The organism is Pseudomonas phytophila, from assembly GCF_025643095.1.
GTDB classification, from domain to species: domain Bacteria; phylum Pseudomonadota; class Gammaproteobacteria; order Pseudomonadales; family Pseudomonadaceae; genus Aquipseudomonas; species Aquipseudomonas quasicaspiana.
Window position 1 is genome coordinate 5,347,998 of the sequence record NZ_CP081201.1, and the last position, 24,300, is coordinate 5,372,297.

The following is a 24,300-nucleotide window of genomic DNA, read 5'->3' on the forward strand; positions in this document are numbered from 1 at the left end:
TTTGAAGGTTGCGCAGGAAAAGACTGTAACAATTTCCCTACAATCATTGACTCGAATACACAGCCATAAAAAAGCCCCGGTGAAGGGGCTTCAGGTGCAAATGATCGGTGGGAGTTTGCCCGGTGTATGGACGCTGCGCTGTGGCACAGCAAATACCATCCCTGTAGGAGTGAGCTTGCTCGCGATAGCGTCAGGCCGGATGATAATTTCTCAACAGTTCGACCGCTATCGCGAGCAAGCTCACTCCTACAGGTCCAATATTGCGCTGTGCCAGAAAGAATACCTTCGCAGCCTTCAGCAGTTACTCGAAAAGATGGTAACTGAAGTTACCGAACACCCTCCTGACGCAACGCATTTGGTGTGAACTCACTGGTAGTCGCAGTAAAGCCGAAGTCGTAGGCCCTCTTCTCTTCGTTCTTCATGCCCAGCGCCAGATAGCGGCCCGATTGCAGGTCGTATATGGCTTCCAGGGCATACCACGGCACTTGCTTGTCGTAGTAGTTCTCGGCATGAGCTTCAGCAACACGCCACAGTTGACCACGACCGTCGTAGTGGTCAATGACCGCGGCTTGCCAGGTATCTTCATCAATGAAGAAATCACGCTTGGCGTAGATGTGACGCTGCCCTTCCTTCAGGGTTGCGGTGATGTGCCAGACGCGGCGCAACTCGTAGCGTGTCAGGTCCTGATTGATATGCCCTGCCTTGATGATGTCAGCGTACTTGAGCTTCGGATCGTCCAGTTTGTAGCTGTTGGCAGCGATGTACATTTCCTGCTTGCCGACCAGCTTCCAGTCATAGCGATCCGGTGCGCCGTTGAACATGTCCAGATTGTCGGATGTGCGCAAGCCATCAGCGGCGGTGCCCGGTCCGTCATAAGAAACCTGCGGAGCTCGGCGGACCCGACGTTGCCCTGCGTTATAGAGCCAGGCAGAACGCGGTTCGGCTACCTGATTGAGGGTTTCGTGGACCAGCAGCACGCTACCGGCCAGACGCGCTGGCGCAGTGACTTCCTGCTTGAAATAGAACAATACGTTGCCGGGATTCTTCGGATCGTAGTCCTTCATTTTGTCGCGGAATACAAACTGATCACTGAAATATACCAGGCTGTATGAACCGTTCGGCTGCGGCGTTGCCTGTGTCACCAGACGCTTCACGCTACCGCCACGATAACGCCCAATGTGGTTCCAGATGACTTCGGTAGCACTCTGAGGAATCGGGAACGGTACCGCTGTATCGAAGTTTTCCACACCATTGCCACCCCCTACGAGCTTGGCATTGGTGGCATTTCTCTTGATGGCAGCCGACACGTCATCCGGAACCGCCGCGCCGCGATGGGACGGGTAGACCGGCATTTTGAAGGTTTCCGGGTAACGTTTGAACATCGCATACTGGCCCGGCGCAAGGTTGGCCTTGTACTGCTCAACGTTAGCGGCGGTGATGGTGAACAGAGGTTTCTCGCTGGCATAGGGGTTGGCCAGGAAGCCTTTGCTGTCCACCGCCCCGGCATTCTTCGGCATCGGGCTCCAGGCAGGAATAGTGTTGCTGGCATTTCCGGCCTTTTCCGCGCCCATTGGCGTCAGCGTAGTGCCCAGCTTTGCAGCTTCGGATTCAGATACAGCAGCCATCACACCAGTCGCCAACAGCGACAAACCCAGCACACCGACCTGCAACAGATTTTTTGTTATTTTCATATTCATCGTCGTCCTGAAAATACCGGGCTCTTAGAAGTTCATGCCAAAGCTGAGCGACACAAAATCGCGATCATCAACCGTGGTGTACTTGCCATCAAAGAAGTTGGTGTACGCGAGAGCCGCTGTGTAAGTGTTCTGATACTCGGCATCCAGTCCCAGACTCACAGCTTTGCGGCCTTCCTCGAAGTTGCCGCCAGGCCCTGGCGAATAGCCTTTGACGTCATGAGACCAGGCGACGTTTGGACGCAGGTTTACTCCGGCAAATACGCTGTTGTAGTCCCAGATGGCGCGAGCGCGATAGCCCCAGGAGTTGGAGGTGGTGAAGCCGTCATCCTCGCAATAGCGGGTAAGGTTGTTTTGTGCTGCGCCAGTGAGCGTACCGGCGTTAAGTGAGGCGCAACGACCATTCGCCAGCGGCCCTGGCCCGTAACTTGGATCACGGCCATAACGAATTTTTGATGTGCTTTCCAGCCCACCGACGTGCGTCCAGCCAACTTCACCCACCAAAGTCAGACGCTCGGCGCCCATGACTTGGTCGAAGAACTGAGTGAATGTGGTCTGCAACTGAGTAATTTCTTTCCGGCGATAACCTTTTTGATCGGTATCGGCACTGCCCTGCAGCGGCGATACGGTAGGGTCCAGAGGGGTGATGCCCGAATACAGGATGTCCGTGGTGTTGATTTGCACCGGAGCATTTGGCCGGTAGCTGAGTTCTCCGCTCCATGCGGTGCCGGTAGGCAGCGTGGTGGAGAAGCTCAAGCCATAGAGATGAATGTCTTCGGGGTATTCGACGTAGTAGCTGGAGTTGGCAGCAACCACGAGCGGCATCAGTTGCTGGACCAGGCCAGGAACCCCGGCCAAAGGCCCAAGTGCAGCGATGAGCCTCGAAGGATCATATGCACCAGCCGGGGCGCCCCTCCCACTGAAAATGGGCGCACGGCTGTGGTAATTCATGAAGTAGGCACCAAACTCAGTGTCCAGAGGCTCGAAGTTATAGTGCATTGCAACGCCGAACTGCCCGCTATCGCGGGCATCGCGATCAGGGCCCCGTCGTACGACTGCACCTTCATCGGGGTTACCCCAGTTCACACCCTGTGAGGCCAATGCATTAAAGACCCCGGCACGCGGACCGGCGGGTAGACCTGCGTTTGCAAGCGAACTGTTCAGCCCGGCCTGACTGCGTAATACCGCAAGATTTCCGGAACATCCATCCGAAATCACATCCGGCTGCGAGAAGAACGTGCCGCAGTTATCGGTAACGGTCTGGTCCCACTCAAGCTGGTAGAAACCTTCTGCCGAGAGGTTCTCAGTGATGCTCTGCGACAGGTAAAACATGTTGACCGGAATCAGGCCTTCCTTGATTTCGGCGCCTGGACGACGGAACGCGGACACGTCGACCGGGTTGATGCTGTTGATGCCGCCCTGGATGAAAGTACTTTCACCCCAACTGACCACTTGCTTACCGAAACGCACCGAACCTGGCTCATCGCCGATGCTGTAGTTGTGATAAACGAAAGCGTCGAGAATCTGCCCACCGGAAGACTTGGCGCCTTCCTTGCGGTTGGAATCGCTGATGTCCTTGAACTCCCGGTTCTCATCTTTGAGTTCAAAGTCATACCAGTATTTGCCGCGCACAAACACGCCGGTGTCGCCGTACTTCAACTCAAGATCGTGAATGCCCTTGAAGATTTTCGAGAACGTTTCACCGCGTTTGAAGTTCAAGTGGCCGTCATCGGATGTCTGCGACAGACCATGCCCGCCGTTGTTCGAACCGATGAGATTCTTGTTGGCATTTTCGGTAGACCAACTGGCGCCCACGGAGAGCGAAGAGTCGAACTTGCCTTCGATTTCGCCGATGTTGAAGCTGACGCCGAAAGCAGGACCGGCGAGCGTAGAAGCGAGACTGACGGCCAAAGGCAGTTTTGCCCGGCGCCAGAACTGGTTTGCTGATGTCATCAACGCTACTCCATGTGTTTTTTATTGTTTTGGCAGTGGTACTGCTAAAAACGGGCAGCCGATCTTTCGAAAGACAGCCCAGCGCTCATCGGGTAACCCGGAAGGTTACAACGATTCGCCTTGTTATTGGTTTTTACGCAGCCCCTGTATCGACTATAGCCAGCCCAACGCACTGCTTGATCCCTCTAAAGTGTGATTTGTACCTTCAAACGCTCTGGGAAGCACTTGTCGGAGGATTCTTTATTGGCCTGCAAGCACTTGCCGATTCCTTGCTCTTGCAGGACCGGCGTTAGCCGGGAGGGCGGCATTGCTGACGGAAGAAATGTAGCGCCCCCATGTCCTCCCGGCTAAAGCCGGTCCTGCAGGATTGCGTAGAAGTTGTCAGAGCGTCGACAAAAAGGCGCTATTGGTACTCTGCCATTCGGCGATGTCCAGGCGCATTCGCTTCTTGTCGAGCTTGCCGACGCTGGTCTTGGGAATTTCAGTAACAACCGCAATCTGATGCGGGATTGCCCACTTGTTGATGTGCCCCAGTTCAACGAAAGGCTTGAGATGCTCTTTCAAATCCCTGGCCTCAACGCTATGCCCTTCACGCAATACCAGCAATGCAAAGGGTCGCTCCCCCCACTGCGGATCCGCGATGCCCACTACCGCGACTTCGCGAACCCCCGGATGGCGACTGCACAAATCCTCCAGCGCCAAAGATGAAATCCATTCACCACCGGTCTTGATCACATCCTTGATTCGGTCGCGGATGTCGATGACACCCATGCTGTCGAGCGTCGCCACATCACCTGTGTGCAACCAGCCGCCGGCCCACATCTCGGCGCCTTTCTGCGGCTCCCGGCAATAACCCTCACTCAACCAGGGCGCACGCAGCACCAACTCACCCATGGTTTCACCGTCAGCCGGGAGGAAATTGCCGTCTTCGTCAACGATTGCTGCGTCTACCAATACGCCAGGCACGCCGGCCTTGATGCGGTAGGTGATGCGCTCGTCTTCGCTACCCGCACGCAATTCGTCATTCAAATGAGCAACCGAAATCAGCGGGCCTGTTTCCGACATGCCATAAGCAGCCGTCAATTGAATACCCCGCGCTTTGGCCGCCTCATAGAGTGTCCGGTTCAGTGAGCTGCCGCCGATGATGATTTTCCAGCCAGCAAAGTCGACGCCCTGCGCGCTTTTCGCGTTGAGTACCATCTGCATGATGGTCGGCACGCAGTGGGAAAAAGTCACCTTCTCCTTGCGCCACAACTCGACCAGAAACTCCGGGTCGTAACGGCCAGGATAAACCTGCTTGACCCCCAGCATGGTCGCCGCATAAGGCATGCCCCAGGCGTGAACGTGAAACATTGGCGTGATAGGCATGTAAACGTCACCGGTATTCAGCAATCCCTCGATGCTGCCTAAACCGGTGGCAAGTCCCAAGGTATGCAGCACCAACTGACGATGGCTGAAGTACACGCCTTTGGGGTTGCCCGTAGTGCCGGTGGTGTAAAAAGTGGTGGCGACAGAGTTTTCGTCAAAGTCTTCGAATTCATACTGGTCGCTCGCCTGGGCCAGCAGCGTCTCGTACTCGCCGATCAGGTTCGGCAACTCGGCGGTCTTCTCGGGCAAGTCCGTCAGCAGCAGGGTTTTCTCGACCGTGGTCAGATGCCCGGCCATTGCTTGATACAGGCCGACGAACTCACTGTTGACCAGCACAAACTTATCGTCGGCGTGGTTCATGGTGTAGGCGATTTGATCAGGCGAGAGCCGCACGTTGATGGTGTGAACCACCGCACCAATCATCGGAATGGCGAACATGCACTCAAGGTAACGGTGGCTGTCCCAGTCCATTACAGCAACTGTATCTCCGGCTTTCACCCCCGCCGCGCTGAGTACGTTTGCCAGCCGACAGACGCGCTCAATCAACACTGGATAGGTGTAGCGGACTGAGTCGCGGTAGACAATTTCCCGGGTTTTTTCGTATCGACTGCCTGACATCAATAGCCGCTTGATCAACAGAGGATATTGGTAGGCACCGTCGGCTGGCGGAATAACGCGGGTCTGTAGCATAAGAGTTCCTTTTCAAAGTACACAGGCGTGGCTTGAAATATGGACTCTAGAGCGGTACCTCGCCAGTCAAATCAGCCGAAGGGATGATTTGCGACCCGGATACTGCCTGCTCCGATCTGTAAGAGGGACGGTATTTCTGACACCACGCTGTCTGGCAGCAAACATTGGATCTGTAGGAGCTGCCGAAGGCTGCGATGGCGGTGTGTCAGCATAAATGCCTCGCAGCCTTAGGCAGCTCCTACCGTTGTATCGCATAGGGCAAGAATTTGTATCAATGACTTTCAGTCAGCGCCAGCTTCACCCCCAACGCCACCAGCACACCGCCCATCGCCCGATCAAACCAGTGGCCCATGCGTGCAAAGCCTGCGCGTACGCGCTCCTGACTGAACAGCCGCGCGACCAGGCAGAACCAGAGGCCTGTTGCAACCGCCAGATAAACGCCATAACCGGCTTGTACCCACATCGGTGTGTGCGGGTTGATCACCACGGTAAACAACGAGAGGAAAAATAGCGTTGCCTTGGGGTTCAAGCCATTGGTGATGAACCCACTGGTGAATGCACCACGGGCCGTGCGCTCGCCTGCAACAACATTGACCGGCGCATCACCGGCGCTGGCAGGTTTGGCCCGGAGCGCTTTGATGCCGATGTACAGCAAATAAGCCGCAGCAGCCCACTTGAGGGCGTTGAACAATACGATGGACTGCGACACGATCAAGCCAATCCCAAGCAATGAATAGCCGACGTGCAGAAAGATCGCCGTACCCACACCCATGGCGGTATAGGTGCCGGCCTTGCGTCCATGGGCAACGCTTTCACGTACAACCACAGCAAAATCGGGGCCGGGGCTTGCGACAGCGAGCAAGTGAATCAAGGCAACGGTAAGAAACTCAGGCCAGTACATGGGGACACTCCGAAAAATAATCTGGCCAAAAGGCAAACTGGCCAGGAATGTAAGCAGACGTTTCGCTCTGGTAGGCTAGCCACATTAAGGCTTCGATACGTCCATTAACAGGTACAGCTGATGAACAATCACGTTAAGGCAGTTTTTCTCGATTACACGTCGTTGGATCTTGGCGATCTGGACTTCAGCGAGCTGCGTGAATGCTTCAGTGAACTGACGCTGCACGCCAGCACCAGCGCAGATGAGGTAATCGAGCGCCTGCAAGGCGCACAAGTGGCAATCAGTAACAAGATCGTGATCGATTCCAACACGTTCGCAGCATGCCCTGAGCTGAAGCTGGTACTGGTGACGGCCACCGGGACCAATAACATTGATCTTGTGGCGGCCCGTCATCACGGAGTTACCGTATGCAATTGCCATGGTTACGGCACGCCGTCAGTGGCGCAGCACACCTTGATGCTGCTGTTGGCCCTGGCGACCAGCCTGCCCGATTATCAGAAAGCGGTGCAGCAAGGCCTGTGGCAAAAGTCGAAACAGTTCTGCCTGCTGGACTTTCCCATCGTCGAACTGGAAGGCAAAACCCTGGGTTTGCTGGGGCATGGCGAACTGGGTAGCGCCGTCGCGAAACTGGCCGAAGCTTTTGGCATGCGCGTACTGCTGGGACAAATCCCTGGTCGCCCTGCCCGCCCGGATCGTTTACCGCTGGAAGAACTGTTGCCGCGGGTCGACGCGCTCACGCTGCACTGCCCGCTCAACGACGACACCCGCGACATGCTGGGGGCTCACGAGCTCAGCTTGCTCAAGCCTCACGCCTATGTGATCAATACCGCCCGCGGCGGACTGATCAACGAGCAGGCACTGGCTGATGCCCTGCGTGAGGGTCACCTGGGCGGCGCCGCCACCGACGTGCTCACGGTCGAACCGCCTACCGCGGATAATCCGCTGCTGTCAGGTGACATTCCCCGCCTGATCATCACGCCTCACAGTGCCTGGGGCGCTCATGAGGCACGGCAGCGGATCGTCAGTCAGGTGACTGAGAATGCGCTGGGGTTCTTCGCTGGCAAGCCGGTTCGGGTGGTGAGTTGATGTCACGATAAAGCCCTGCCATGTGGGAGTGATCGGGGTGGCGCTCCACTTCATTCGCGAATACGGTGCTTCAGCCGACGGGCATACATTGGATGCACCGGCCCTTTCGCGAATGAATTCGCTCCCACAGGTTTGTGTTTGCAGGCCAACATAGAATCTCCACAATTCTTAACAACTCCGACTGGCAACCCAAACTGTTAGACTCCGCGCTTTTTCGAGGAGCCCACCATGGACCCGCGCAGTGAAGTGTTACTCCGTCAGGCCGAATTGTTTCAGGGCTCCCTGCTGCTGGCGGGCCTGCCTGCAGACGATTTGCTGGGTCGCCTGCCAAACGCGCAGGGATGGTGCTGGCATGCGGGCGATCAAGCCGCGCTGGACGCTCGCTTCGAAGGTCGCAGCCATTTCGGAGTAACAGCCCCCGAGCAGCCATTCGAGGCCGCCGTAGTGTTTTTGCCCAAGGCGCGAGAACTGACCAACTACTTGCTCAATGCCCTCGCCTCGCGTCTGGCGGGACGTGAATTGTTTCTGGTCGGTGAAAAACGCAGCGGTATCGAAGCTGCGGCCAAACAGCTGAGTCCGTTTGGCCGAGCCCGCAAACTCGACAGCGCCCGCCATTGTCAGCTGTGGCAAGTCACCGTTGAAGATGCTCCGAAAGCGGCAACGCTGGAAAGCCTCGCCCAGCACTACGAAGTCGAAATGGAGGATGGCCCACTCAAGGTTGTCAGCCTGCCGGGCGTTTTCAGTCAGGGTCGACTGGATCGTGGCTCGGCATTGTTGCTGCAGAATATCGACAAGCTGCCCAGCGGCAATTTGCTCGACTTCGGCTGCGGCGCAGGCGTGCTGGGCGCTGCGGTAAAACGTCGCTACCCGCACAACAACGTGATCATGCTTGATGTGGACGCCTTCGCCACTGCCAGTACGCGTCTGACCCTTGCTGCAAACGGCCTTGAGGCCGAAGTCCTGACGGGCGATGGTATCGATGCAGCTCCCATGGGTTTGAGCACGATTCTGAGCAATCCGCCGTTCCACGTCGGGGTTCATACCGACTATAAAGCGACCGAGAATCTGCTGAGAAAAGCACGCCAACATCTGAAATCAGGCGGCGAACTGCGGCTAGTTGCCAATAGCTTCCTGAAGTACCAACCGATCATTGAGGAGCATTTTGGCGTGTGTGCGATCAAGGCTGAGGGCAACGGCTTCCGGATCTATCGTGCCAAGCGGGCTTGAAAATAAGCACTTGCCGAAAGCGAAAGCTGAAGGCAGAATCCGCTCCGTCCTAGGGGAGTAGTCTCCCACGAGCGCCATGCTCGTCCGGTACGCATCAACATACTTGGTCCTCAGACCATGGTGCGTACGACCCCGAATCCGCTCAGACGGATCGGTGGTTTGACAAGACCTATGACACGAACACCTTACCCGGGGCGGGGAGGCTGTACGTGTCATAGCCGTGTCGACCCGCCCCTTAGGAAAACCTGATGCTGGAATCCCTGTTGGTCCCCACCGCTGTTGTCGCGCTTGCCGAAATAGGTGACAAGACCCAACTTCTTGCCCTTATTCTGGCAGCTCGCTTTCGCAAGCCATGGCCAATCATCGCTGGCATCGTTGCCGCAACCCTGGCTAACCACGCCGCCGCCGGTGCCGTTGGCGCCTGGTTTGGCAGCTTCTTCTCCGACGCCACCCTGCACTGGATTCTCGCCGCGAGCTTCACGGCGACGGCGCTATGGACGCTGGTTCCAGACAAAATGGATGACGACGAGGCCAATACCGCACGCAAGTTTGGCCCGTTCATGACCACGCTAATCGCGTTCTTCATCGCCGAGATCGGCGACAAGACGCAAATCGCCACGGTCATGCTCGCCGCGCAATATTCCTACCTGTGGCTGGTCATTCTGGGTACGACGCTGGGTATGTTGCTGGCCAACGTGCCAGTGGTACTGGCAGGTAATTTCGCGGCCGAAAAACTCCCGCTGACCTTGATCCGCCGTCTGGCGGCTGGCGCCTTCTTCGTGCTCGCGCTGGTTGCGGTTTACAAGGCAATGCAGGTGAGTGGCTGGGTTTAGAAACTGCAAAGCGTTGTTCGTTGAACCCGTAGGACCGGCTTCAGCCGGGAGGACATTCTTCCAGATAACAATATGCAACGAGTGTACTGGCATCCTCCCGGCTAAAGCCGGTCCTACAGAAAGCGCTTCAACTCAGGATTTTGGGGCAGCGTTATACAACGGCATCACCTTGGGAATTGCGGCTTGCAACGAAGCAATACGGCTTTCCGAAGCCGGGTGAGTGCTCATGAATTCAGGTTGTGAACCGCCTGAGTTCTGGGTCATTTTCTGCCAAAGGGTGATAGCGGCATTCGGGTTGTAACCCGCACGGGCTGCCAGCTCCAGGCCGAGCAGATCTGCTTCATTTTCGTTACCGCGACTGTTAGGCAGCGTCAGACTGTAATTCACCACGGTATCGGCCAGCGCCATGCTGTCCTGCCCCAGGCCCAGAATGGCACCCGCCCCTTGCTTGGCCATCGCAACGCCGTAGGCCTTGGACATCGACTCGCGTCCATGCTCGCGCAGGGCGTGGGCGATTTCGTGGCCCATCACGGCCGCGATCTCATCGTCAGTCAGCTTCAACTTGTCGATCAGACCGGTGTAGAAAATGATCTTGCCGCCGGGTCCGCAGTTGGCATTCAACTCATCACTTTTGATCAGATTCACTTCCCACTGCCACTGCGCAGAATCCGGGCGCAACTTGGGTGCCTGACCGATCAGGCGGTCGGCAATGGCATGCACGCGCTTGGCATTGGCGCTGGTCGTGTCCAGCACGCCTTTGGTCGACGCCTCGCCAACGGTTTCTTTATAGGACTGGGCATACATCTGATTGACCTCATCGGTCGAGAGCATGCTGAACATGTATTGCTTGCGCTCTACACCGACCGAATCGCCACTGGTGGTATTCACGGCCTGACACCCGCCAAGCAGCAAGGCGGCACTCAAGGCACATAGAGCAAATTTCTGACGCATGATGGATCTCCCTTTGAACATGGCGCTCATCCTAGGCGGTGAACGACGGATGCGCCAGATGCTGGCTGACAGCGGCTTTGTCCGCGCGGACCCATTATGGTTCCCGCTTGCCTCATACCCGTAAACGACACATCGGCACGATCCACGCCATTTGTCGGACCGTTACTCATGAATCCAGAAATAAATGCCGATAGCGATAGATAGCGTTAAGCCATGCATGGAGCTCTCATGAAGTTCAAATCGATCCAGTCTTCCATCGCAGCGCTGGCGGGTGCGATTGTCCTTTCTGTCGTCGCCGCCCTGGTGCTCTACTCGGTTTTCGCTAACGAACGCACTCAGGAACTGATGGATGAGCGAACTCAGTCCCTCTTCGAACATGTCATGGAACAGCGTCTCAGCGCACTGGTTCAAACCCAGGCCAGCGAGATAAAACGCGAGCTGGAAGCGCCGTTGCTGATCACCGCAGGCCTGGCCCAAGTCAACGCATTGCTGGGCGTTACCGACAAAGCAGGCGAACCACAGCTGAAAGCCAGCCGTGAGCAACTGCTCAACATGCTGCGCCACACCGTAGAACAGAATCCGAAAGTGCTGGGTGCTTACATCGGCTGGGAGCCGAAAGCGCTAAATAATGATGATGCTGCCTACGTTGGCTCATCCACCACCGGCGCCGACCCGGCAACCGGTCGCTTCATGCCATGGTGGTATCGCAATACCGATGGATCGCTGGCCCTGGAAAAACTGGCCAGCCTGGAAGACACCAAATTGCTCTCCACCGGTGTGCGCGCCAGCGAGTACTACATGTGCTCGCGCGATACCAAAAAGCCCTGCGTCATTGACCCTGCGCCCTACAAAGTCGGTGACAAGATGGTGATGCTGTCCTCTTTCATTGAACCCATCATGGTCAACGGAACATTTCAAGGCATCGTCGGCGCGGACCTGTCGGTCAACTTCATCCAGGACATGCTGACTACCGCTGACAAAAAACTGTACGACGGCGCAGGTGAGATGGCATTGATCTCCACTGGCGGTTCGCTGGTGGCTTACACCAAAGACGCCAGCAAGCTGGGAGATAAAGCGACGACCATCCTTGATGCCAACGAAGTCGAGAACCTGAAGAAGATTGCTGCAGGCGAGGTGCTTTACGACATCGACCGGGACCACGGCCACATTGAGGTCTACATGCCCTTCAGTATCGGCACGACCGAGGCGCGCTGGACCTTGATGATTCAGGTGCCTCTTGAGGCCGTCATGACGGACGTGAAGAAGCTTCACGATGACCTGGAAGAGCAACGCAAAGACGACGTGTTCGGTATGGCCTTGGTCGGTCTTCTTATTGCTGCACTGGGACTGGTGGTGATTTGGCTGGTGTCCCGCGGTATCGCGAAACCGCTCAAACAAATGGTGCTGATGCTGGACGATATCGCCCAGGGCGAAGGCGATCTGACCCGCCGTCTGAAAAGTGACCGGGTGGATGAAGTCGGCCAGATCGCGATTCGCTTCAATACGTTCCTGAGCAAGCTGCAGGCCATGATCACTCAGGTGGTCGCCTCTGTGCAGAAGGTCAGCGACTCCTCGGAACACACTGCCGACATCGCCATACGCACCAATCAGGGCGTGCATAAGCAAATGTCGGAAATCGAACTGGTTGCCACCGCTGTTCACCAGATGACAGCCACCGCGCAGGACGTCGCCCGTAACGCTACCCAGGCGGCGCAAGCGGCGAGCCATGCCGACGGCGCTGCCAGCCAGGGGATGAAAATCGTACAGAACACCTCGAACTCCATCAGCGCCCTTGCGTCGGAGATCGGCCGCGCTGTAGGGGTGGTTCAGACACTCGCTGCCGACAGTGAAAACATCAACGCGATCCTGACTACCATTCGCGGCATTGCCGAGCAGACCAACCTGCTGGCTCTGAACGCCGCCATCGAAGCCGCGCGCGCAGGTGAGCAGGGTCGAGGCTTTGCCGTGGTTGCCGATGAAGTGCGCAATCTGGCGCAGAAGACGCAGCAGGCGACTCAGGAAATCCAGTCCATGATCCAGCAACTGCAAAACGGCACTCGCCAGGTGGTGCAGGTGATGGAGCAAAGCCAGGGCAAGACAGAAGAAAGTGTCGGCCATGCGGCTGAAGCCGCGCAGGCACTGGAAACCATCACCAAAGCGGTCTCGGTCATCAACGACATGAACACCCAGATCGCCAGCGCCGCCGAAGAGCAGAGCTCGGTCGCCGAGGACATCAACCGTAACGTGACAAACATTGGCGAGGTGGCCAACGAAGTTGCGAGCGGCGCGGACGAATCCAGCCAGGCCAGTGCGGAACTGACCAAACTGGCCGAGCAACAGCGGCGGTTAATCAACCAGTTCAAGGTGTAAGGGCCCGCGCGGCAAATGGCTTTAATCTTCCGGATTGAACCCAATCCTGTAACCTCGGTGAGCGCCCGCAAGTCCTGTGTTTGTTCCTGCAGCAACCATCACAACGGCGTCAAACACTCCGGCGCGTTTAACTTCGGGTCGTTGACAAGATTTGCCAACGGGCGCTCGCGCAGAGAGGTTTGCGGGGCGGCGAGCAAGGCTTGCAAGGTCGGCAGCGGCGTGTCGGCCGCCAGCCAGTCCTTCTGCCCTTGCGCGTCCAGAATCAACGGACGCCGCTGACTCGCGGCCAGTTGCGTAACCACCGCGACACTCAGGTACGTATGGCCCTGCACCGGATAAGCTTCCCAGATCGCTGCAAAAAACAGCGCTGAGCCCTCCCCCGGCGTCAACCAGAATGGGCGTTTGCGCGTCGTGCCGCGCCATTCATAAAAGCCATTGGCGGGCAGCAGGCAGCGGCGCAAGCGAAAGGCCTCGCGAAACATGGGTTGCTCGGCAATGGTTTCAGCACGGGCATGGGCCGGGGTTCGCGATAGATCAGTCAGCCAGGGTGGCGTCAGACCCCAACGCGCCCGGGCCAGTTCCAGATCGCCGTCAGTTCCAGCGATGGCGCGCAACATGAGCACCGAATCCGCTGGTGAGATATTCCATTGCGCCTGTTGGTCAACCGGAAAACCGGGCAAGGCCGCGAAAGCGGGCGTCCAACGAAACAGCGCATAACGTCCACACATGGGGCAACAAAACTCGTTTGGACGTGCCGAGCGGTGAAGAAAAGGCGCTTACGCCACTCAACACACCAGCACATCAGGGAAATTGTCCGGCTCATCACCGGGCTCGCCTCCAGAGAAGGGCAGCGCCGCATTGTACTCAGTGATCAACTGCCGCGCCCGCTCGACCTCATCGTTATCCACCAGCAGGCCCAATAGCCCGAGGGCCGGCAACTCGCCAAGGGCACCCAGCAAGTGCCCACCGGTCAGGTGCGCTTCAATTCCCTCGCTGGCGAGCATGCCTTGCAACAGCTCGCCTTCCATCAGATTTTCAGGCTCGTAGACTTTCTGCATCACTCGTTCTCGCTGCGAACATCCAGATTCCAGTCTTCACCATCGGTTTGCAGGTCGAATACGATGGGCCGACAGCATACCGGGCAATCCTCAATGTACTGCTGATCACCGCCGGACAGATCCAGCACGGCCTCAACAGGCTCACCGCAGTAAGGGCAGTCGTAACTCTGAATTTCCTGCATCGAGGTCTCCGGGTTCAGTTGTGCGTATAATCGCGCTCTTTGAAGGCTCCGATAGAGTCTGGACGCAATTTCCAGACCCGGCCTCCCCTATTTTTGTCACCCTTAACAAGAGAGCATGATGGGCGAATTTGATGCCATCCGACCTTACAACGACGCTGAAGTCTCAGCGGTACTTGAGCGTTTGCTCAGCGACAAAGAATTTCTATCGATCCTGACCCGCTTCCGCTTCCCTAAACTGGCGGGCGCTTTGGGCTGGGCATTACAACCGATCATTGCCCGCAAACTGCGCCGTCAGTTCGTTGGTATCAATTCGGTCGCTACTTTGCAGGACAAGGTCGAGTACTACGTCGATCACACCATTGAGCGCGCTACCGACGGTGTGACCTACACCGGTGTCGAGCAGTTCAAATCCGGCAGCGCCTATCTGTTTCTGGCCAACCACCGCGACATCGTGATGGACCCGGCCTTCGTCAATTACGCGGTTTACCACGCTGGCCTGCCAACACCGCGCATCGCGATTGGCGACAACCTGCTGCAAAAACCGTTTGTCAGCGACCTGATGCGCCTGAACAAAAGCTTCATCGTGCATCGCTCTATCGCCGGGCGTCGGGAAAAGATGGCGGCTTATCAGTTGTTATCGGCTTACATCAACCACTCGATTCGCAATGACTGCCAGTCGATCTGGATTGCCCAGGCCGAAGGCCGTGCCAAGGACGGTGATGACCGTACCGAGTCGGCGATCCTCAAGATGTTCCATATGAGCCGCAAGGACGAGCCGTTCGCCGAGGTGATCAAGTCACTGAACCTGACGCCAGTGTCGATCAGCTATGAGTACGATCCTTGCGACCAGGCCAAGGCCCGGGAGCTTTACATTCGCGCGACGACCGGCAGTTACACCAAAGTGCCGGGCGAAGATGATGTCAGCATCGCCTTGGGTATTACCGGCTATAAAGGCCGTGTCCACGTGAACTTCGCACCGCCCATTACCGAGCTGTTCGAAGACACCAAGGCGCTGGCGACGGAAATGGACCGGCAGATTCTCGGCGGATACCGCCTGTTCCCGGTGCATTACCTGGCGTATGCACAATGGGCCGATGCGGATTCGTCGCTCAACGTGCCATTGGCCAAGGATGTATTTGCCGCGCCGGAGCTGGCAAAGGCTCAGGAAGAATGGCAACGCCGTCTCGACGAGTGCCCGGCAGAGCATCGTCCTTACCTTATCCAGCAATACGCGACGCCGGTGCGCAATCAGTATCGCGTCAAGGCTGGTATCCCGCTCTGATCCTGCTGATGGTAAAAGGCGCTGATATTCAGCGCCTTTTTTATGCCCGAAACTTGTCAGACAATTTTCATTATCGTCATGTGAACGTAACCTGATCCGGGCACTGTATGGCTCCTTCGAGGAAGAACTTCGACCCAATGGAGCTTCACATGCTGCACGCCAAAAACCAGGACCGCCTTTATCTGATTGCCCCTAGCGATGAACAGGAAGCCCTGATCGATGCCTGGTCCTTCAATGTTCAGGATCGTCACTGGCTCGTGTATTGCGCCCTTGGTGGTCACCAGCACCACGACCTGCCAGACATGGATCTGCAGACGGGATTCAGCTTTCTGGATTTTTATCAGCAGGCGGCTTGAGCCTGAACGAAGATCATAGAAAGGAAAAACTCTAACTGCGGGAGCCGAGCTTGCTCGCGATAAGGCTGGACGCGGTTTACGTTAAATCGTGTACAGCTTTATCGCGAGCAAGCTCGGCTCCTACTGAAGACTGAGTTCAGACATGCAAAAAAAGCCCGGCATCTCGCGAGAGAGCCGGGCTTTTTTACAACAGCGCAGGTTTTACTGAGCCAGCGTGTTGCCGATGGTCTGATCCTGGAACAGACGCGTCAGGGCATCGCTCAACACGTCACTGACCAGACGGGTATTGGTTTCCTGATTCGGCGCCATGCCGAAACGCTGATCAAGCGAAGCGGCATAACGACCGGCGTAAGCGCGGCCATTGTTCTTCACTTCGGCACGGAATGTAGTGCTGATAGTCGCTTCAGTCACATACAGGCCTTCTTTCGGCGATTGGTACTTAAGATCCGCCAGAGTAATAGTCAGCTGTGGACCGCCGCCGTTAGGCGACGGGGTGAAGCCCAGCAACCGCACGGCAGCTTCTGCCTGAGCCTGCAACTTGGGCAAGACGTCAGCACTGGATACGCTAACGGCGCTGGTTTCCGGATACATACCACCGCGAGTACCCAGGGTCGGGCTTGGACGACCATCGACCACACGCACCATCACAGGCTGACCACGACCTACCGGCGCTAGCTGGGCGTTCAGCTTGGGCTGCGGGCTAAGTTGTTGCGGGCTGTGGGCACAGCCAACCAGAGTCAGACTCGTTACAGCAAGCAAACCAAACAAAATGCGACGCAGCATGCTCATCTCTCCAATGGGCCAGGCACTAAATGTGCCGCAGTATAGCGGCCTCCCAGCACCGCCAACCAGTGAAAATCGGACCGCGCCAGACATGCAATGGTTCAGCAACACCTACGTCACGATGGTGTCATGTGCGGTGTGCAGAATTGCGCCTAAACCAATCGGGAGCCGCCCCATGGACTTTATCTGGTCACTCTTCACTACTCGCCCCAAGTACCGCAACTACGCGCGCATCGATCAACGTGGCGTTTGCTGCGCTTTCAAGCAGTGCACCCAGCCACCAGCCGGTCAGGACTGGGTCGAAGTCACCGAGCAGAATTTGTCCTGGCTGAACAAGCCACTGCCCCTCAATGCCCGCATCACCCGCCGCGCCGGACAACCTGCAGCCCGCCAGTTGCGCATGGCCTGACTGCAAACCGAATAAAAGTCACTTAATACGATCAATTCCTGTCGTTTCATCGCTATAATCTTCCCCCGATTATAAGGACGTCTCCTGATCGGGCCTCGCAGCATGGCTAATCTCCGGATTAGCGCCTTCGTAATGCCCACAGAGAGCCGCCCACACAGGTCACGATTACGCAGATGCGCGTGTTGATCGGTGCTGACGGGGTCGAATATTTTGAATCCGTATCGCTCGCCAACACGCCGGAACGTACGTCTCTGACCTGCCGGTGCTGCCATCGCGCAGCCCTTTTGAGGTTGAGGTTCGCGTCTCCAAAAGAGCGCGGAAAAACGGGTTTCACTACTTCACAAGAGTGTGGCGAGCAAATGAACAGGTACGCGTTTGTAAATGCACCATTAGCATCTGACCCAGCCATTTTGAACAGGATCGATTGCTGCTGCGCAGCCTCCACGACTGGAGTCTGAAGCCTGTCCGCTACGGATTTGGTTGCACAACGGATGCCTTGACGATAGTCGAATGGCTGACCGGGCTGAAAAATGCGTTCATGCTGACTTGATGAATTCAAGCCCGTTTGGTGGCCTCCGTTGATGATGCGAAGAATTGCGAAGAATCGGACATGCAGATCCTGGCCAGGATTATCGGGACACAACTTTGAACAAAGTCCCGCTACCAGGCATCTGACCTCAGGATCGTATGCCGTCAATTTGGTGCTGCAGATTTTGGAGACGCGTTAATGGCGCATAACGAAGCAGTCGATGTGGTATTGGTTGGGGCGGGCATCATGAGTGCCACCCTCGCCGTGCTGCTCAAGGAGCTCGACCCCGGCCTCAAGCTGGAAGTCGTTGAGCTGATGGACTCTGGCGCTGCGGAGAGTTCCAACCCGTGGAATAACGCCGGTACCGGCCATGCGGGTCTGTGCGAACTCAATTACACCCCGCCGGCAGCTGATGGCTCCATCGACATCAAGAAAGCCGTGCAAATCAATACCCAGTTCGAGGTTTCCAAACAGTTCTGGGCTTACCTGACGCAAAAAGGCACCTTCGGCTCCTCGAAGAGCTTCATCAGTGCAGTGCCGCACCTGAGCTTCGTGCAGGGCGAGAAAGGCATCGCTTTCCTCAAGACCCGTTTTGAAGCCATGCGCACGCACCATGCGTTCTCGTCCATGGAGTACACCGAAGACAAGGCGACCCTGGCCGAGTGGATGCCGCTGATGATGCCCGGCCGCCCTGCCGATGAGCAGATCGCCGCAACGCGAGTCATGAACGGTACTGACGTCAACTTCGGCAACCTGACCAATCAACTGCTCAAGCACCTGAGCAGCGGTCCGGATGCACAGGTCAAGTACAGCAAGCGGGTCACCGGCCTGAGCCGCAAAGGCGCGGGCTGGAGCGTCAGCATCAAGGACGTGAACAGCGGCAGTACCCGTGATATCGACGCGAAATTCGTGTTCCTGGGCGCAGGTGGCGCGGCGTTGCCGTTGCTGCAGATGTCAGGCATCGAAGAAAGCAAAGGTTTCGGCGGCTTCCCGGTCAGCGGCCAGTGGCTGCGCTGCGACAATCCTGAAGTGGTCAAACACCACCAGGCCAAGGTATACAGCCAGGCAGCGGTTGGCTCGCCGCCAATGTCTGTGCCGCACCTGGACACCCGCGTCGTCGACGGCAAGAAATCCCTGCTGTTCGGACCTTACGCCGGTTTCACCACCAAATTCCTCAAACACGGCTCGTTCCTCGACCTGCCGCTGTCGGTACGTCTCGCCAACATCAAACCGATGCTGGCCGTGGCCCGCGACAACATGGACCTGACTAAATACCTGGTCAGCGAAGTCATGCAGTCCATGGAGCAGCGTCTTGAATCCCTGCGCCGCTTTTATCCCGAGGCGAAAGCCGAAGACTGGCGCCTGGAAATCGCAGGCCAGCGCGTGCAGATCATCAAGAAAGACCCCAAGAAAGGCGGCGTTCTGCAATTCGGTACCGAACTGGTCTCGGCCAAGGACGGTTCCCTTGCCGCACTGCTGGGTGCTTCGCCAGGGGCTTCGGTCACCGTTTCGATCATGCTGGACCTGATCGAGCGCTGCTTCCCGGAAAAAGCCCGCGGTGAGTGGGCAAGCAAACTGAATGAGATCTTCCCGGCCCGGGAAAAAGCTCTGGAAACCGACGCGCAGCTTTATGAGCGCGTGAGCACCCAGAACAACGAGCGCCTGGAACTGGTCGAGAAGCACAGCGAAGCACACAGCATCGCCTGATTCTGCCGGTAAAAAAGAAACGCCCCTCGGGGCGTTTTTTTTTACCGAAAAAAAACCTCAACCGCGAGCTTTTTCGATCAGCTCAATGTACTCGTCGGCGTTACGCTGGTCCTTGATCGTCGCAATGAAATCATTGCCGTGCTCGTCCTTGCCGTCCAGGTCGTAACCGGCTTCAAGGAAGAACACCAGAAAGCGCTCGAAATCATTGACCCGCAAACCGCGGTAAGCCTTGATCAGCTTGTGCAAGGATGGCGAAGTAGCGTCAACCGGTTCGAAGAGCAGGAACGCTTTAACCTGCTCGTCACCGATCTCATCACCAATCAACTGCTTTTTATCTTTACGCATTGCGTACTCCAACTGGATCGCTGACTTGTTAACCGGCGGGCAGTTTACCCCTCGCCCGGCAAAAGCCTCAACGAGTACGCACCGCACCGGTGTGCAGGTCGGCCCAGATGTGGCCGTTGGCATAGCTCAGGAACTGGCAGTAAAGCTTCTCGTTGCGCAGCAGATCCATCAGCGTTCGATATTGCGCGACCGGGTAATAGAGATTCAGCACCCGGCTCTTGTCATCAAAGACCGGTTTCTTCAGGCTTTTGCTCTCGCCATCGAAATGAATCAGCACCTCATTAATCGTAGCGCCCTTGTTCATTGGCTTGCCTTTGAGACGCAGCAGTACCGGGGCTGTTACGGGGATCGGTGTTTGATTGGACTGACGTTGATTACCCACCACGACCGAGTATTCGGTGATCTGCAGCAATTGCTGCTGCTCGGGCTCCCCTTCACGCAGATTCAGGTCGTCTGGCGGCAGGTATTGGGCGTGCATGGGTTCAGCTGAAACAGGCGCTGCAACTGGCAGGCAGCACAACAGCGCGAGTGTTGCGCTACGGATCAAAAGCTTCATTTCGACTTCCCGCAAGGACAGGGCTGGCACTTTAGCATGCGGAAAGTCTGATCTCCGCGGGCAGGAGATCCTGTGGGAGCGAATTCATTCGCGAATGCGTTATCAAAGCCGGCCACTGTGCGTTGAATGTACCGGCCTCTTCGCGAATGAATTCGCTCCCACAAAAACACGTCCGCTATTACATCCCTTTAACCGCATAAATCCCGGCAGCATTGCGCCAGTAACCCTTGTAATCCATGCCATAACCGAAGATGTAACGGTCAATGCATGGCAAGCCTACGAAATCGGCTTTCAGGTCAGGACGCGCTTTGCGGTCATGGTCTTTGTCGATCAAAACGGCGGTGTGCACCGCTCGGGCACCGGCATGTTTGCAGAAGTCGATGATCGCGCCCAAGGTGTGACCTTCGTCGAGGATGTCGTCGATGATCAGCACGTCGCGGTCGATGAACGAAACTTCGGGCTTGGCCTTCCAGAACAGATCGCCGCCGCTGGTTTCATTGCGGTAGCGGGTAGCGTGCAGGTAGGACGCTTCCAGCGGGAAGTTCAGGTGCGTCAGCAGCTTGCCGGAGAAAATCAGGCCGCCATTCATCACGCAGAATACGACCGGATTGCGGTCAGCTAGCTCGGCATTGATATGCGCACCGACGCGAGCAATGGCCGCCTCGACTTCAGCTTCTGTGTACAGGCAGTCGGCTTCGCGCATGATTTGACGGATATGCTCGAGATCAGCGGACATGACGCTCTCCTGGGGGGCAGTGTAAGAAAAGCGGGCAAAGGTACGCATCCGCTCCAGTCAGGGCAAGCAATTCTGGACTAACGTGTCAGGAATTGTCTGAAAACACCGCAAGGCACGTAGGACAGTAACAGCTGAATAGATTAACCTAGGCCGTTTTTTTGCCCACGCCGGAGCTTTTTCCTATGCCTATTCGTGAGATCCGCCATCCGCTGATCCGCCACAAGCTCGGCCTGATGCGCCGCGCCGATATCAGCACCAAGAACTTCCGTGAGCTGGCTCAGGAAGTCGGTGCCCTGCTCACCTATGAAGCCACCTCCGATCTGCCGCTGGAGACCTACGATATCCAGGGTTGGGCCGGTACTGTCCCGGTCGAGAAGATCGCGGGCAAGAAGATCACCGTAGTGCCGATTCTGCGTGCTGGCATCGGTATGCTCGACGGCGTGCTCAGCCTGATTCCGGGCGCCAAAGTCAGCGCCGTGGGTGTCGCACGCAACGAGGAAACCCTCGAAGCCCATACTTATCTGGAGAAACTGGTTCCGGAAATCGACGAACGTCTGGCCATGATCATTGACCCGATGCTCGCTACCGGCGGATCGATGGTTGCCACGATCAACCTGTTGAAAAAAGCCGGCTGCAAGGAAATCCGTGCGATGGTGCTGGTTGCTGCGCCGGAAGGTATTGCAGTGGTTGAAGCCGCTCACCCGGACGTCATGATCTACACCGCCTCCATTGACGAACGACTCAATGAACACGGCTACATCATCCCGGGCCTTGGCGATGCCGGTGACAAGATTTTCGGCACCAAGCAAAAGGACGCGTGATGAGGCAGGACGAGTTCAACGATCCACTGTGGCGCACCGTGCTGTCCGGTGCGCAGATGCTCTTCGTGGCATTCGGCGCGCTGGTATTGATGCCGCTGATCACAGGGCTGGATCCTAACGTCGCGTTGTTCACCGCTGGACTGGGTACATTGCTGTTTCAAATCGTCACTGGCCGTCAGGTGCCAGTGTTCCTGGCGTCGAGCTTCGCGTTCATCACCCCTATTATTCTTGCCAAAGGCCAGTTCGGTCTTGCGGCAACCATGGGTGGGGTCATGGCGGCAGGTTTCGTTTATACCTTCCTCGGCCTGGCCGTGAAGATCAAAGGCACTGGCTTCATTGACCGACTGCTGCCGCCGGTGGTTATCGGTCCGGTGATCATCTCCATCGGCCTGGCGATGGCACCGATTGCCGCGAATATGGCCATGGGTAAAAGTGGCGACGGCGCCGAGTTGATCCCGTACAGCACGGCGATGCTGATCTCGATGCCTGCGCTGCTGACCACGTTGATCGTGGCCGTGTTCGGCAAGGGCATTTTCCGTCTGGTGCCGATTATCTCCGGCGTACTGGTGGGCTTTGCCCTGTCGTTCTACTTTGGCGTCGTCGACACAGCAAAGATCGCCGGCGCGCCATGGCTGGCGTTGCCTGCGTTCACCGCTCCGGAGTTCAACTGGCAGGCGATTCTGTTCATCGTCCCTGTGGCGCTGGCGCCCGCCATTGAGCACATCGGCGGTGTGATCGCAGTGGGCAGCGTGACGGGCCGTGATTACCTGAAGAAGCCTGGCCTGCATCGCACGCTGTTCGGGGACGGCATTGCTACCACCGCGGCGGGCCTGTTTGGCGGCCCACCCAACACCACCTACGCCGAAGTCACGGGCGCAGTGATGCTGACCAAGAACTACAACCCGAAGATCATGACCTGGGCGGCTGTGTTTGCGATCACTCTGGCATTCATCGGCAAGTTCGGTGCGCTGCTGCAAAGCATTCCGGTGCCGGTGATGGGCGGGATTCTCTGCCTGCTGTTCGGTTCGATTGCGGCGGTGGGCATGAACACCCTGATACGCCACAAGGTCGACCTGGCCGAAGCCCGCAACCTGGTGATCGTATCGGTGACGCTGGTGTTTGGTATCGGCGGCGTGTTGATCGGAACGGGCAACGGCCCGGACGATTTCGGCCTGAAGGGTATTGCCCTCTGTGCGGTAACAGCTATCGCGCTGAACCTGCTGTTGCCGGGCAATGACGGGTGGAAGAACAAGCATCTGGATGATCAGTTGCCATAACGATCCGGTTACCTGCGGGATGTGGTCAGGTGGGAGCGAATTCATTCGCGAGTGCGGCAGAACAGACGATAGAAATATGTCGAATGTACCGGCCTCTTCGCGAATGAATTCGCTCCCACAATTGGGCACCGCATTTCAGGTCCCGAAATCCTCTTACAACATCAATGGCGCCCGCTCGCACAGTTTGTTCAATGCCGCGGCCCAGTTCGGGTCATCGTTCAGGCACGGTATCAAGGTCAACTCCTCTCCCCCGGCAGCCTTGAACTGCTCCGCACCGCGATCACCGATTTCTTCCAGCGTTTCGATGCAGTCCGCAACAAATGCCGGGCACATCACCAGCAACTTCTTCACGCCCTGAGCAGCCAGTTCTTCCAGCCGCGCCTCGGTGTAAGGTTCGATCCACTTGGCCCGGCCCAGTCGCGACTGGAACGACACCGACCACTTGCCATCGGCAATGCCCATCTGCTTCGCAAACACGGCTGCCGAACGCAGACATTGTGCGCGATAGCAGGTAGCAAGTACTTCTGGTGAAGCGTTCTTGCAGCAGTCGGCATCCTTGAAGCAGTGATTGCCGGTTGGATCAAGTTTGGTCAGGTGTCGCTCGGGCAAACCGTGGAAGCTCAGCAGCAGGTGATCATGGGGCTGCTCAAGATGAGGTTTTACGCTTGCAACCAAAGCGTCGATATATTCCGGCTGATCATAAAACGCCTGCAGTACAGAGAACTTCACGTTCAGTGACTTGGCCTTCACAACCCGTTTGGCCTCCTCGATCACCGTAGTCACCGTACTGTCGGCAAACTGCGGGTAAAGCGGAGCCAGGGTGATTTTGCTGATGCCCTGAGCTGCCAATCGGGTCAGCACGGTTTCAATGGACGGCTCACCGTAACGCATGGCCAGCTCAACCGGGCCTTGTGTCCATTCTTTAGTCATGGTCTGGTGCAAACGCTTGCTCAGTACCACCAGCGGTGAGCCTTCGTCCCACCAGATAGAGGCATAGGCATGGGCGGACTGCTCAGGTCGCTTGATCAGAATCAGCGACACCAGCAGCCGACGAACCGGCCACGGCAAATCAATGACGTAGGGGTCCATCAGGAACTGGTTGAGATAACGGCGAACATCAGCCACAGACGTGGAGGCTGGTGAACCCAGATTGACCAGCAACAGCGCGTGATCGGTCATGCAACAT

General features: G+C 57.0%; 23 protein-coding genes, 1 pseudogene and 1 riboswitch. Of the genes and pseudogenes, 11 read left to right on the plus strand and 13 right to left on the minus strand.

Translation table 11 applies throughout. From position 1 onward, the window contains the following. Window positions 1–326: 326 nt before the first annotated feature. The 4 genes from K3169_RS24170 to K3169_RS24185 form a co-directional block, all read right to left on the minus strand. Window positions 327–1,691: a DUF1329 domain-containing protein gene (locus K3169_RS24170; RefSeq protein ID WP_027899543.1), complete on the minus strand. Its 1,365-nt coding sequence runs from the start codon at window positions 1,689–1,691 to the stop codon at window positions 327–329. 30 nt (window positions 1,692–1,721) lie between these two features. After that, a complete protein-coding gene (locus K3169_RS24175) occupies window positions 1,722–3,647 on the minus strand; it encodes a DUF1302 domain-containing protein (RefSeq protein ID WP_122705658.1) in 1,926 nt (641 codons plus the stop codon). Between the two features lie 381 nt (window positions 3,648–4,028). Continuing rightward, window positions 4,029–5,705 carry a fatty acid--CoA ligase gene (locus K3169_RS24180; protein ID WP_231675321.1) on the minus strand — a complete coding sequence of 559 codons (1,677 nt, stop codon included), beginning with the start codon at window positions 5,703–5,705 and terminating at the stop codon, window positions 4,029–4,031. A 271-nt stretch (window positions 5,706–5,976) separates the two neighbouring features. After that, the gene (locus K3169_RS24185) at window positions 5,977–6,606 is read right to left on the minus strand and encodes a LysE family transporter (protein ID WP_122705654.1); all 630 of its coding nucleotides are present in this window, start codon (window positions 6,604–6,606) and stop codon (window positions 5,977–5,979) included. Between the two features lie 120 nt (window positions 6,607–6,726). Here K3169_RS24185 and K3169_RS24190 point away from each other — a divergent pair, with 120 nt between their 5' ends. From K3169_RS24190 to K3169_RS24200, 3 genes are all read left to right on the plus strand, one after another. Further along, the gene (locus tag K3169_RS24190) at window positions 6,727–7,692 is read left to right on the plus strand and encodes a 2-hydroxyacid dehydrogenase (protein WP_263268348.1); all 966 of its coding nucleotides are present in this window, start codon (window positions 6,727–6,729) and stop codon (window positions 7,690–7,692) included. A 228-nt stretch (window positions 7,693–7,920) separates the two neighbouring features. Next, on the plus strand, window positions 7,921–8,919 hold the full coding sequence (locus tag K3169_RS24195) for a class I SAM-dependent methyltransferase (RefSeq protein WP_122808038.1): 999 nt from the start codon (window positions 7,921–7,923) through the stop codon (window positions 8,917–8,919). Window positions 8,920–8,959: 40 nt separating this feature from the next. Then, a riboswitch (yybP-ykoY riboswitch) is annotated at window positions 8,960–9,079 on the plus strand. 88 nt (window positions 9,080–9,167) lie between these two features. Continuing rightward, on the plus strand, window positions 9,168–9,752 hold the full coding sequence (locus K3169_RS24200) for a TMEM165/GDT1 family protein (protein ID WP_099270482.1): 585 nt from the start codon (window positions 9,168–9,170) through the stop codon (window positions 9,750–9,752). Between the two features lie 132 nt (window positions 9,753–9,884). Here the strand turns inward: K3169_RS24200 and K3169_RS24205 are convergent, their stop codons facing one another. Then, complete coding sequence (locus K3169_RS24205; RefSeq protein ID WP_263268351.1) at window positions 9,885–10,703, minus strand: M48 family metallopeptidase; 819 nt, start codon at window positions 10,701–10,703, stop codon at window positions 9,885–9,887. Between the two features lie 1,311 nt (window positions 10,704–12,014). On the opposite strand from K3169_RS24205, the pseudogene K3169_RS29880 reads away from it, so the two are divergent. Further along, window positions 12,015–12,218 (plus strand): annotated as a pseudogene (locus K3169_RS29880) (HAMP domain-containing protein); the annotation flags it as partial. A gap of 111 nt (window positions 12,219–12,329) precedes the next feature. Further along, complete coding sequence (locus K3169_RS29885) at window positions 12,330–13,073, plus strand: methyl-accepting chemotaxis protein (protein ID WP_410478180.1); 744 nt, start codon at window positions 12,330–12,332, stop codon at window positions 13,071–13,073. Between the two features lie 98 nt (window positions 13,074–13,171). Here the strand turns inward: K3169_RS29885 and K3169_RS24215 are convergent, their stop codons facing one another. The 3 genes from K3169_RS24215 to K3169_RS24225 are packed head-to-tail and all read right to left on the minus strand — an operon-like array spanning window position 13,172 to window position 14,313. Then, entirely contained in the window at window positions 13,172–13,801 is a 630-nt protein-coding gene (locus K3169_RS24215) for an SOS response-associated peptidase (protein WP_263268353.1), read from the minus strand. Window positions 13,802–13,858: 57 nt separating this feature from the next. After that, the gene (locus tag K3169_RS24220) at window positions 13,859–14,131 is read right to left on the minus strand and encodes a putative signal transducing protein (protein ID WP_027899533.1); all 273 of its coding nucleotides are present in this window, start codon (window positions 14,129–14,131) and stop codon (window positions 13,859–13,861) included. Further along, the gene (locus K3169_RS24225; RefSeq protein WP_027899532.1) at window positions 14,131–14,313 is read right to left on the minus strand and encodes a CPXCG motif-containing cysteine-rich protein; all 183 of its coding nucleotides are present in this window, start codon (window positions 14,311–14,313) and stop codon (window positions 14,131–14,133) included. The genes K3169_RS24220 and K3169_RS24225 overlap by 1 nt, the downstream gene beginning before the upstream one ends. A gap of 118 nt (window positions 14,314–14,431) precedes the next feature. Between K3169_RS24225 and K3169_RS24230 the strand changes: the two genes are divergently transcribed. After that, entirely contained in the window at window positions 14,432–15,595 is a 1,164-nt protein-coding gene (locus K3169_RS24230) for a 1-acyl-sn-glycerol-3-phosphate acyltransferase (protein WP_099270487.1), read from the plus strand. 149 nt (window positions 15,596–15,744) lie between these two features. After that, window positions 15,745–15,951, plus strand: a complete 207-nt coding sequence (locus K3169_RS24235) for a hypothetical protein (RefSeq protein WP_027899530.1) — start codon at window positions 15,745–15,747, stop codon at window positions 15,949–15,951. 201 nt (window positions 15,952–16,152) lie between these two features. Here the strand turns inward: K3169_RS24235 and K3169_RS24240 are convergent, their stop codons facing one another. Then, window positions 16,153–16,734, minus strand: a complete 582-nt coding sequence (locus tag K3169_RS24240; protein ID WP_027899529.1) for a YajG family lipoprotein — start codon at window positions 16,732–16,734, stop codon at window positions 16,153–16,155. 175 nt (window positions 16,735–16,909) lie between these two features. Between K3169_RS24240 and K3169_RS24245 the strand changes: the two genes are divergently transcribed. Continuing rightward, window positions 16,910–17,143 carry a hypothetical protein gene (locus K3169_RS24245; RefSeq protein WP_263268358.1) on the plus strand — a complete coding sequence of 78 codons (234 nt, stop codon included), beginning with the start codon at window positions 16,910–16,912 and terminating at the stop codon, window positions 17,141–17,143. Between the two features lie 727 nt (window positions 17,144–17,870). Further along, complete coding sequence (gene mqo, locus K3169_RS24250; protein ID WP_263268360.1) at window positions 17,871–19,379, plus strand: malate dehydrogenase (quinone); 1,509 nt, start codon at window positions 17,871–17,873, stop codon at window positions 19,377–19,379. Between the two features lie 57 nt (window positions 19,380–19,436). On the opposite strand, the gene K3169_RS24255 is transcribed toward mqo, so the two are convergent. From K3169_RS24255 to K3169_RS24265, 3 genes are all read right to left on the minus strand, one after another. Further along, entirely contained in the window at window positions 19,437–19,724 is a 288-nt protein-coding gene (locus K3169_RS24255) for a PA4642 family protein (RefSeq protein WP_027899526.1), read from the minus strand. Window positions 19,725–19,791: 67 nt separating this feature from the next. Then, on the minus strand, window positions 19,792–20,280 hold the full coding sequence (locus tag K3169_RS24260) for a hypothetical protein (protein WP_027899525.1): 489 nt from the start codon (window positions 20,278–20,280) through the stop codon (window positions 19,792–19,794). Between the two features lie 178 nt (window positions 20,281–20,458). Then, entirely contained in the window at window positions 20,459–21,016 is a 558-nt protein-coding gene (locus tag K3169_RS24265) for a hypoxanthine-guanine phosphoribosyltransferase (RefSeq protein WP_027902893.1), read from the minus strand. Between the two features lie 182 nt (window positions 21,017–21,198). On the opposite strand from K3169_RS24265, the gene upp reads away from it, so the two are divergent. Continuing rightward, entirely contained in the window at window positions 21,199–21,837 is a 639-nt protein-coding gene (gene upp, locus K3169_RS24270) for a uracil phosphoribosyltransferase (RefSeq protein ID WP_027902892.1), read from the plus strand. Then, on the plus strand, window positions 21,837–23,114 hold the full coding sequence (locus K3169_RS24275; RefSeq protein WP_122395490.1) for a uracil-xanthine permease family protein: 1,278 nt from the start codon (window positions 21,837–21,839) through the stop codon (window positions 23,112–23,114). The genes upp and K3169_RS24275 overlap by 1 nt, the downstream gene beginning before the upstream one ends. 153 nt (window positions 23,115–23,267) lie before the next feature. Here the strand turns inward: K3169_RS24275 and hemH are convergent, their stop codons facing one another. Continuing rightward, entirely contained in the window at window positions 23,268–24,293 is a 1,026-nt protein-coding gene (gene hemH / locus K3169_RS24280) for a ferrochelatase (RefSeq protein WP_231675317.1), read from the minus strand. Between the last annotated feature and the right edge of the window lie 7 nt (window positions 24,294–24,300).

Excerpts from the sequence above, each read along its gene's own strand:
- K3169_RS24170 (WP_027899543.1), bottom strand. The coding sequence starts at position 1,691 with ATGAAAATAACAAAAAATCTGTTGCAGGTCGGTGTGCTGGGTTTGTCG.
- K3169_RS24175 (WP_122705658.1), bottom strand. The coding sequence starts at position 3,647 with ATGACATCAGCAAACCAGTTCTGGCGCCGGGCAAAACTGCCTTTGGCC.
- K3169_RS24180 (WP_231675321.1), bottom strand. The coding sequence starts at position 5,705 with ATGCTACAGACCCGCGTTATTCCGCCAGCCGACGGTGCCTACCAATAT.
- K3169_RS24185 (WP_122705654.1), bottom strand. The coding sequence starts at position 6,606 with ATGTACTGGCCTGAGTTTCTTACCGTTGCCTTGATTCACTTGCTCGCT.
- K3169_RS24190 (WP_263268348.1), top strand. The coding sequence starts at position 6,727 with ATGAACAATCACGTTAAGGCAGTTTTTCTCGATTACACGTCGTTGGAT.
- K3169_RS24195 (WP_122808038.1), top strand. The coding sequence starts at position 7,921 with ATGGACCCGCGCAGTGAAGTGTTACTCCGTCAGGCCGAATTGTTTCAG.
- K3169_RS24200 (WP_099270482.1), top strand. The coding sequence starts at position 9,168 with ATGCTGGAATCCCTGTTGGTCCCCACCGCTGTTGTCGCGCTTGCCGAA.
- K3169_RS24205 (WP_263268351.1), bottom strand. The coding sequence starts at position 10,703 with ATGCGTCAGAAATTTGCTCTATGTGCCTTGAGTGCCGCCTTGCTGCTT.
- K3169_RS29885 (WP_410478180.1), top strand. The coding sequence starts at position 12,330 with ATGTCGGAAATCGAACTGGTTGCCACCGCTGTTCACCAGATGACAGCC.
- K3169_RS24215 (WP_263268353.1), bottom strand. The coding sequence starts at position 13,801 with ATGTGTGGACGTTATGCGCTGTTTCGTTGGACGCCCGCTTTCGCGGCC.
- K3169_RS24220 (WP_027899533.1), bottom strand. The coding sequence starts at position 14,131 with ATGCAGAAAGTCTACGAGCCTGAAAATCTGATGGAAGGCGAGCTGTTG.
- K3169_RS24225 (WP_027899532.1), bottom strand. The coding sequence starts at position 14,313 with ATGCAGGAAATTCAGAGTTACGACTGCCCTTACTGCGGTGAGCCTGTT.
- K3169_RS24230 (WP_099270487.1), top strand. The coding sequence starts at position 14,432 with ATGGGCGAATTTGATGCCATCCGACCTTACAACGACGCTGAAGTCTCA.
- K3169_RS24235 (WP_027899530.1), top strand. The coding sequence starts at position 15,745 with ATGCTGCACGCCAAAAACCAGGACCGCCTTTATCTGATTGCCCCTAGC.
- K3169_RS24240 (WP_027899529.1), bottom strand. The coding sequence starts at position 16,734 with ATGCTGCGTCGCATTTTGTTTGGTTTGCTTGCTGTAACGAGTCTGACT.
- K3169_RS24245 (WP_263268358.1), top strand. The coding sequence starts at position 16,910 with ATGGACTTTATCTGGTCACTCTTCACTACTCGCCCCAAGTACCGCAAC.
- mqo (WP_263268360.1), top strand. The coding sequence starts at position 17,871 with ATGGCGCATAACGAAGCAGTCGATGTGGTATTGGTTGGGGCGGGCATC.
- K3169_RS24255 (WP_027899526.1), bottom strand. The coding sequence starts at position 19,724 with ATGCGTAAAGATAAAAAGCAGTTGATTGGTGATGAGATCGGTGACGAG.
- K3169_RS24260 (WP_027899525.1), bottom strand. The coding sequence starts at position 20,280 with ATGAAGCTTTTGATCCGTAGCGCAACACTCGCGCTGTTGTGCTGCCTG.
- K3169_RS24265 (WP_027902893.1), bottom strand. The coding sequence starts at position 21,016 with ATGTCCGCTGATCTCGAGCATATCCGTCAAATCATGCGCGAAGCCGAC.
- upp (WP_027902892.1), top strand. The coding sequence starts at position 21,199 with ATGCCTATTCGTGAGATCCGCCATCCGCTGATCCGCCACAAGCTCGGC.
- K3169_RS24275 (WP_122395490.1), top strand. The coding sequence starts at position 21,837 with ATGAGGCAGGACGAGTTCAACGATCCACTGTGGCGCACCGTGCTGTCC.
- hemH (WP_231675317.1), bottom strand. The coding sequence starts at position 24,293 with ATGACCGATCACGCGCTGTTGCTGGTCAATCTGGGTTCACCAGCCTCC.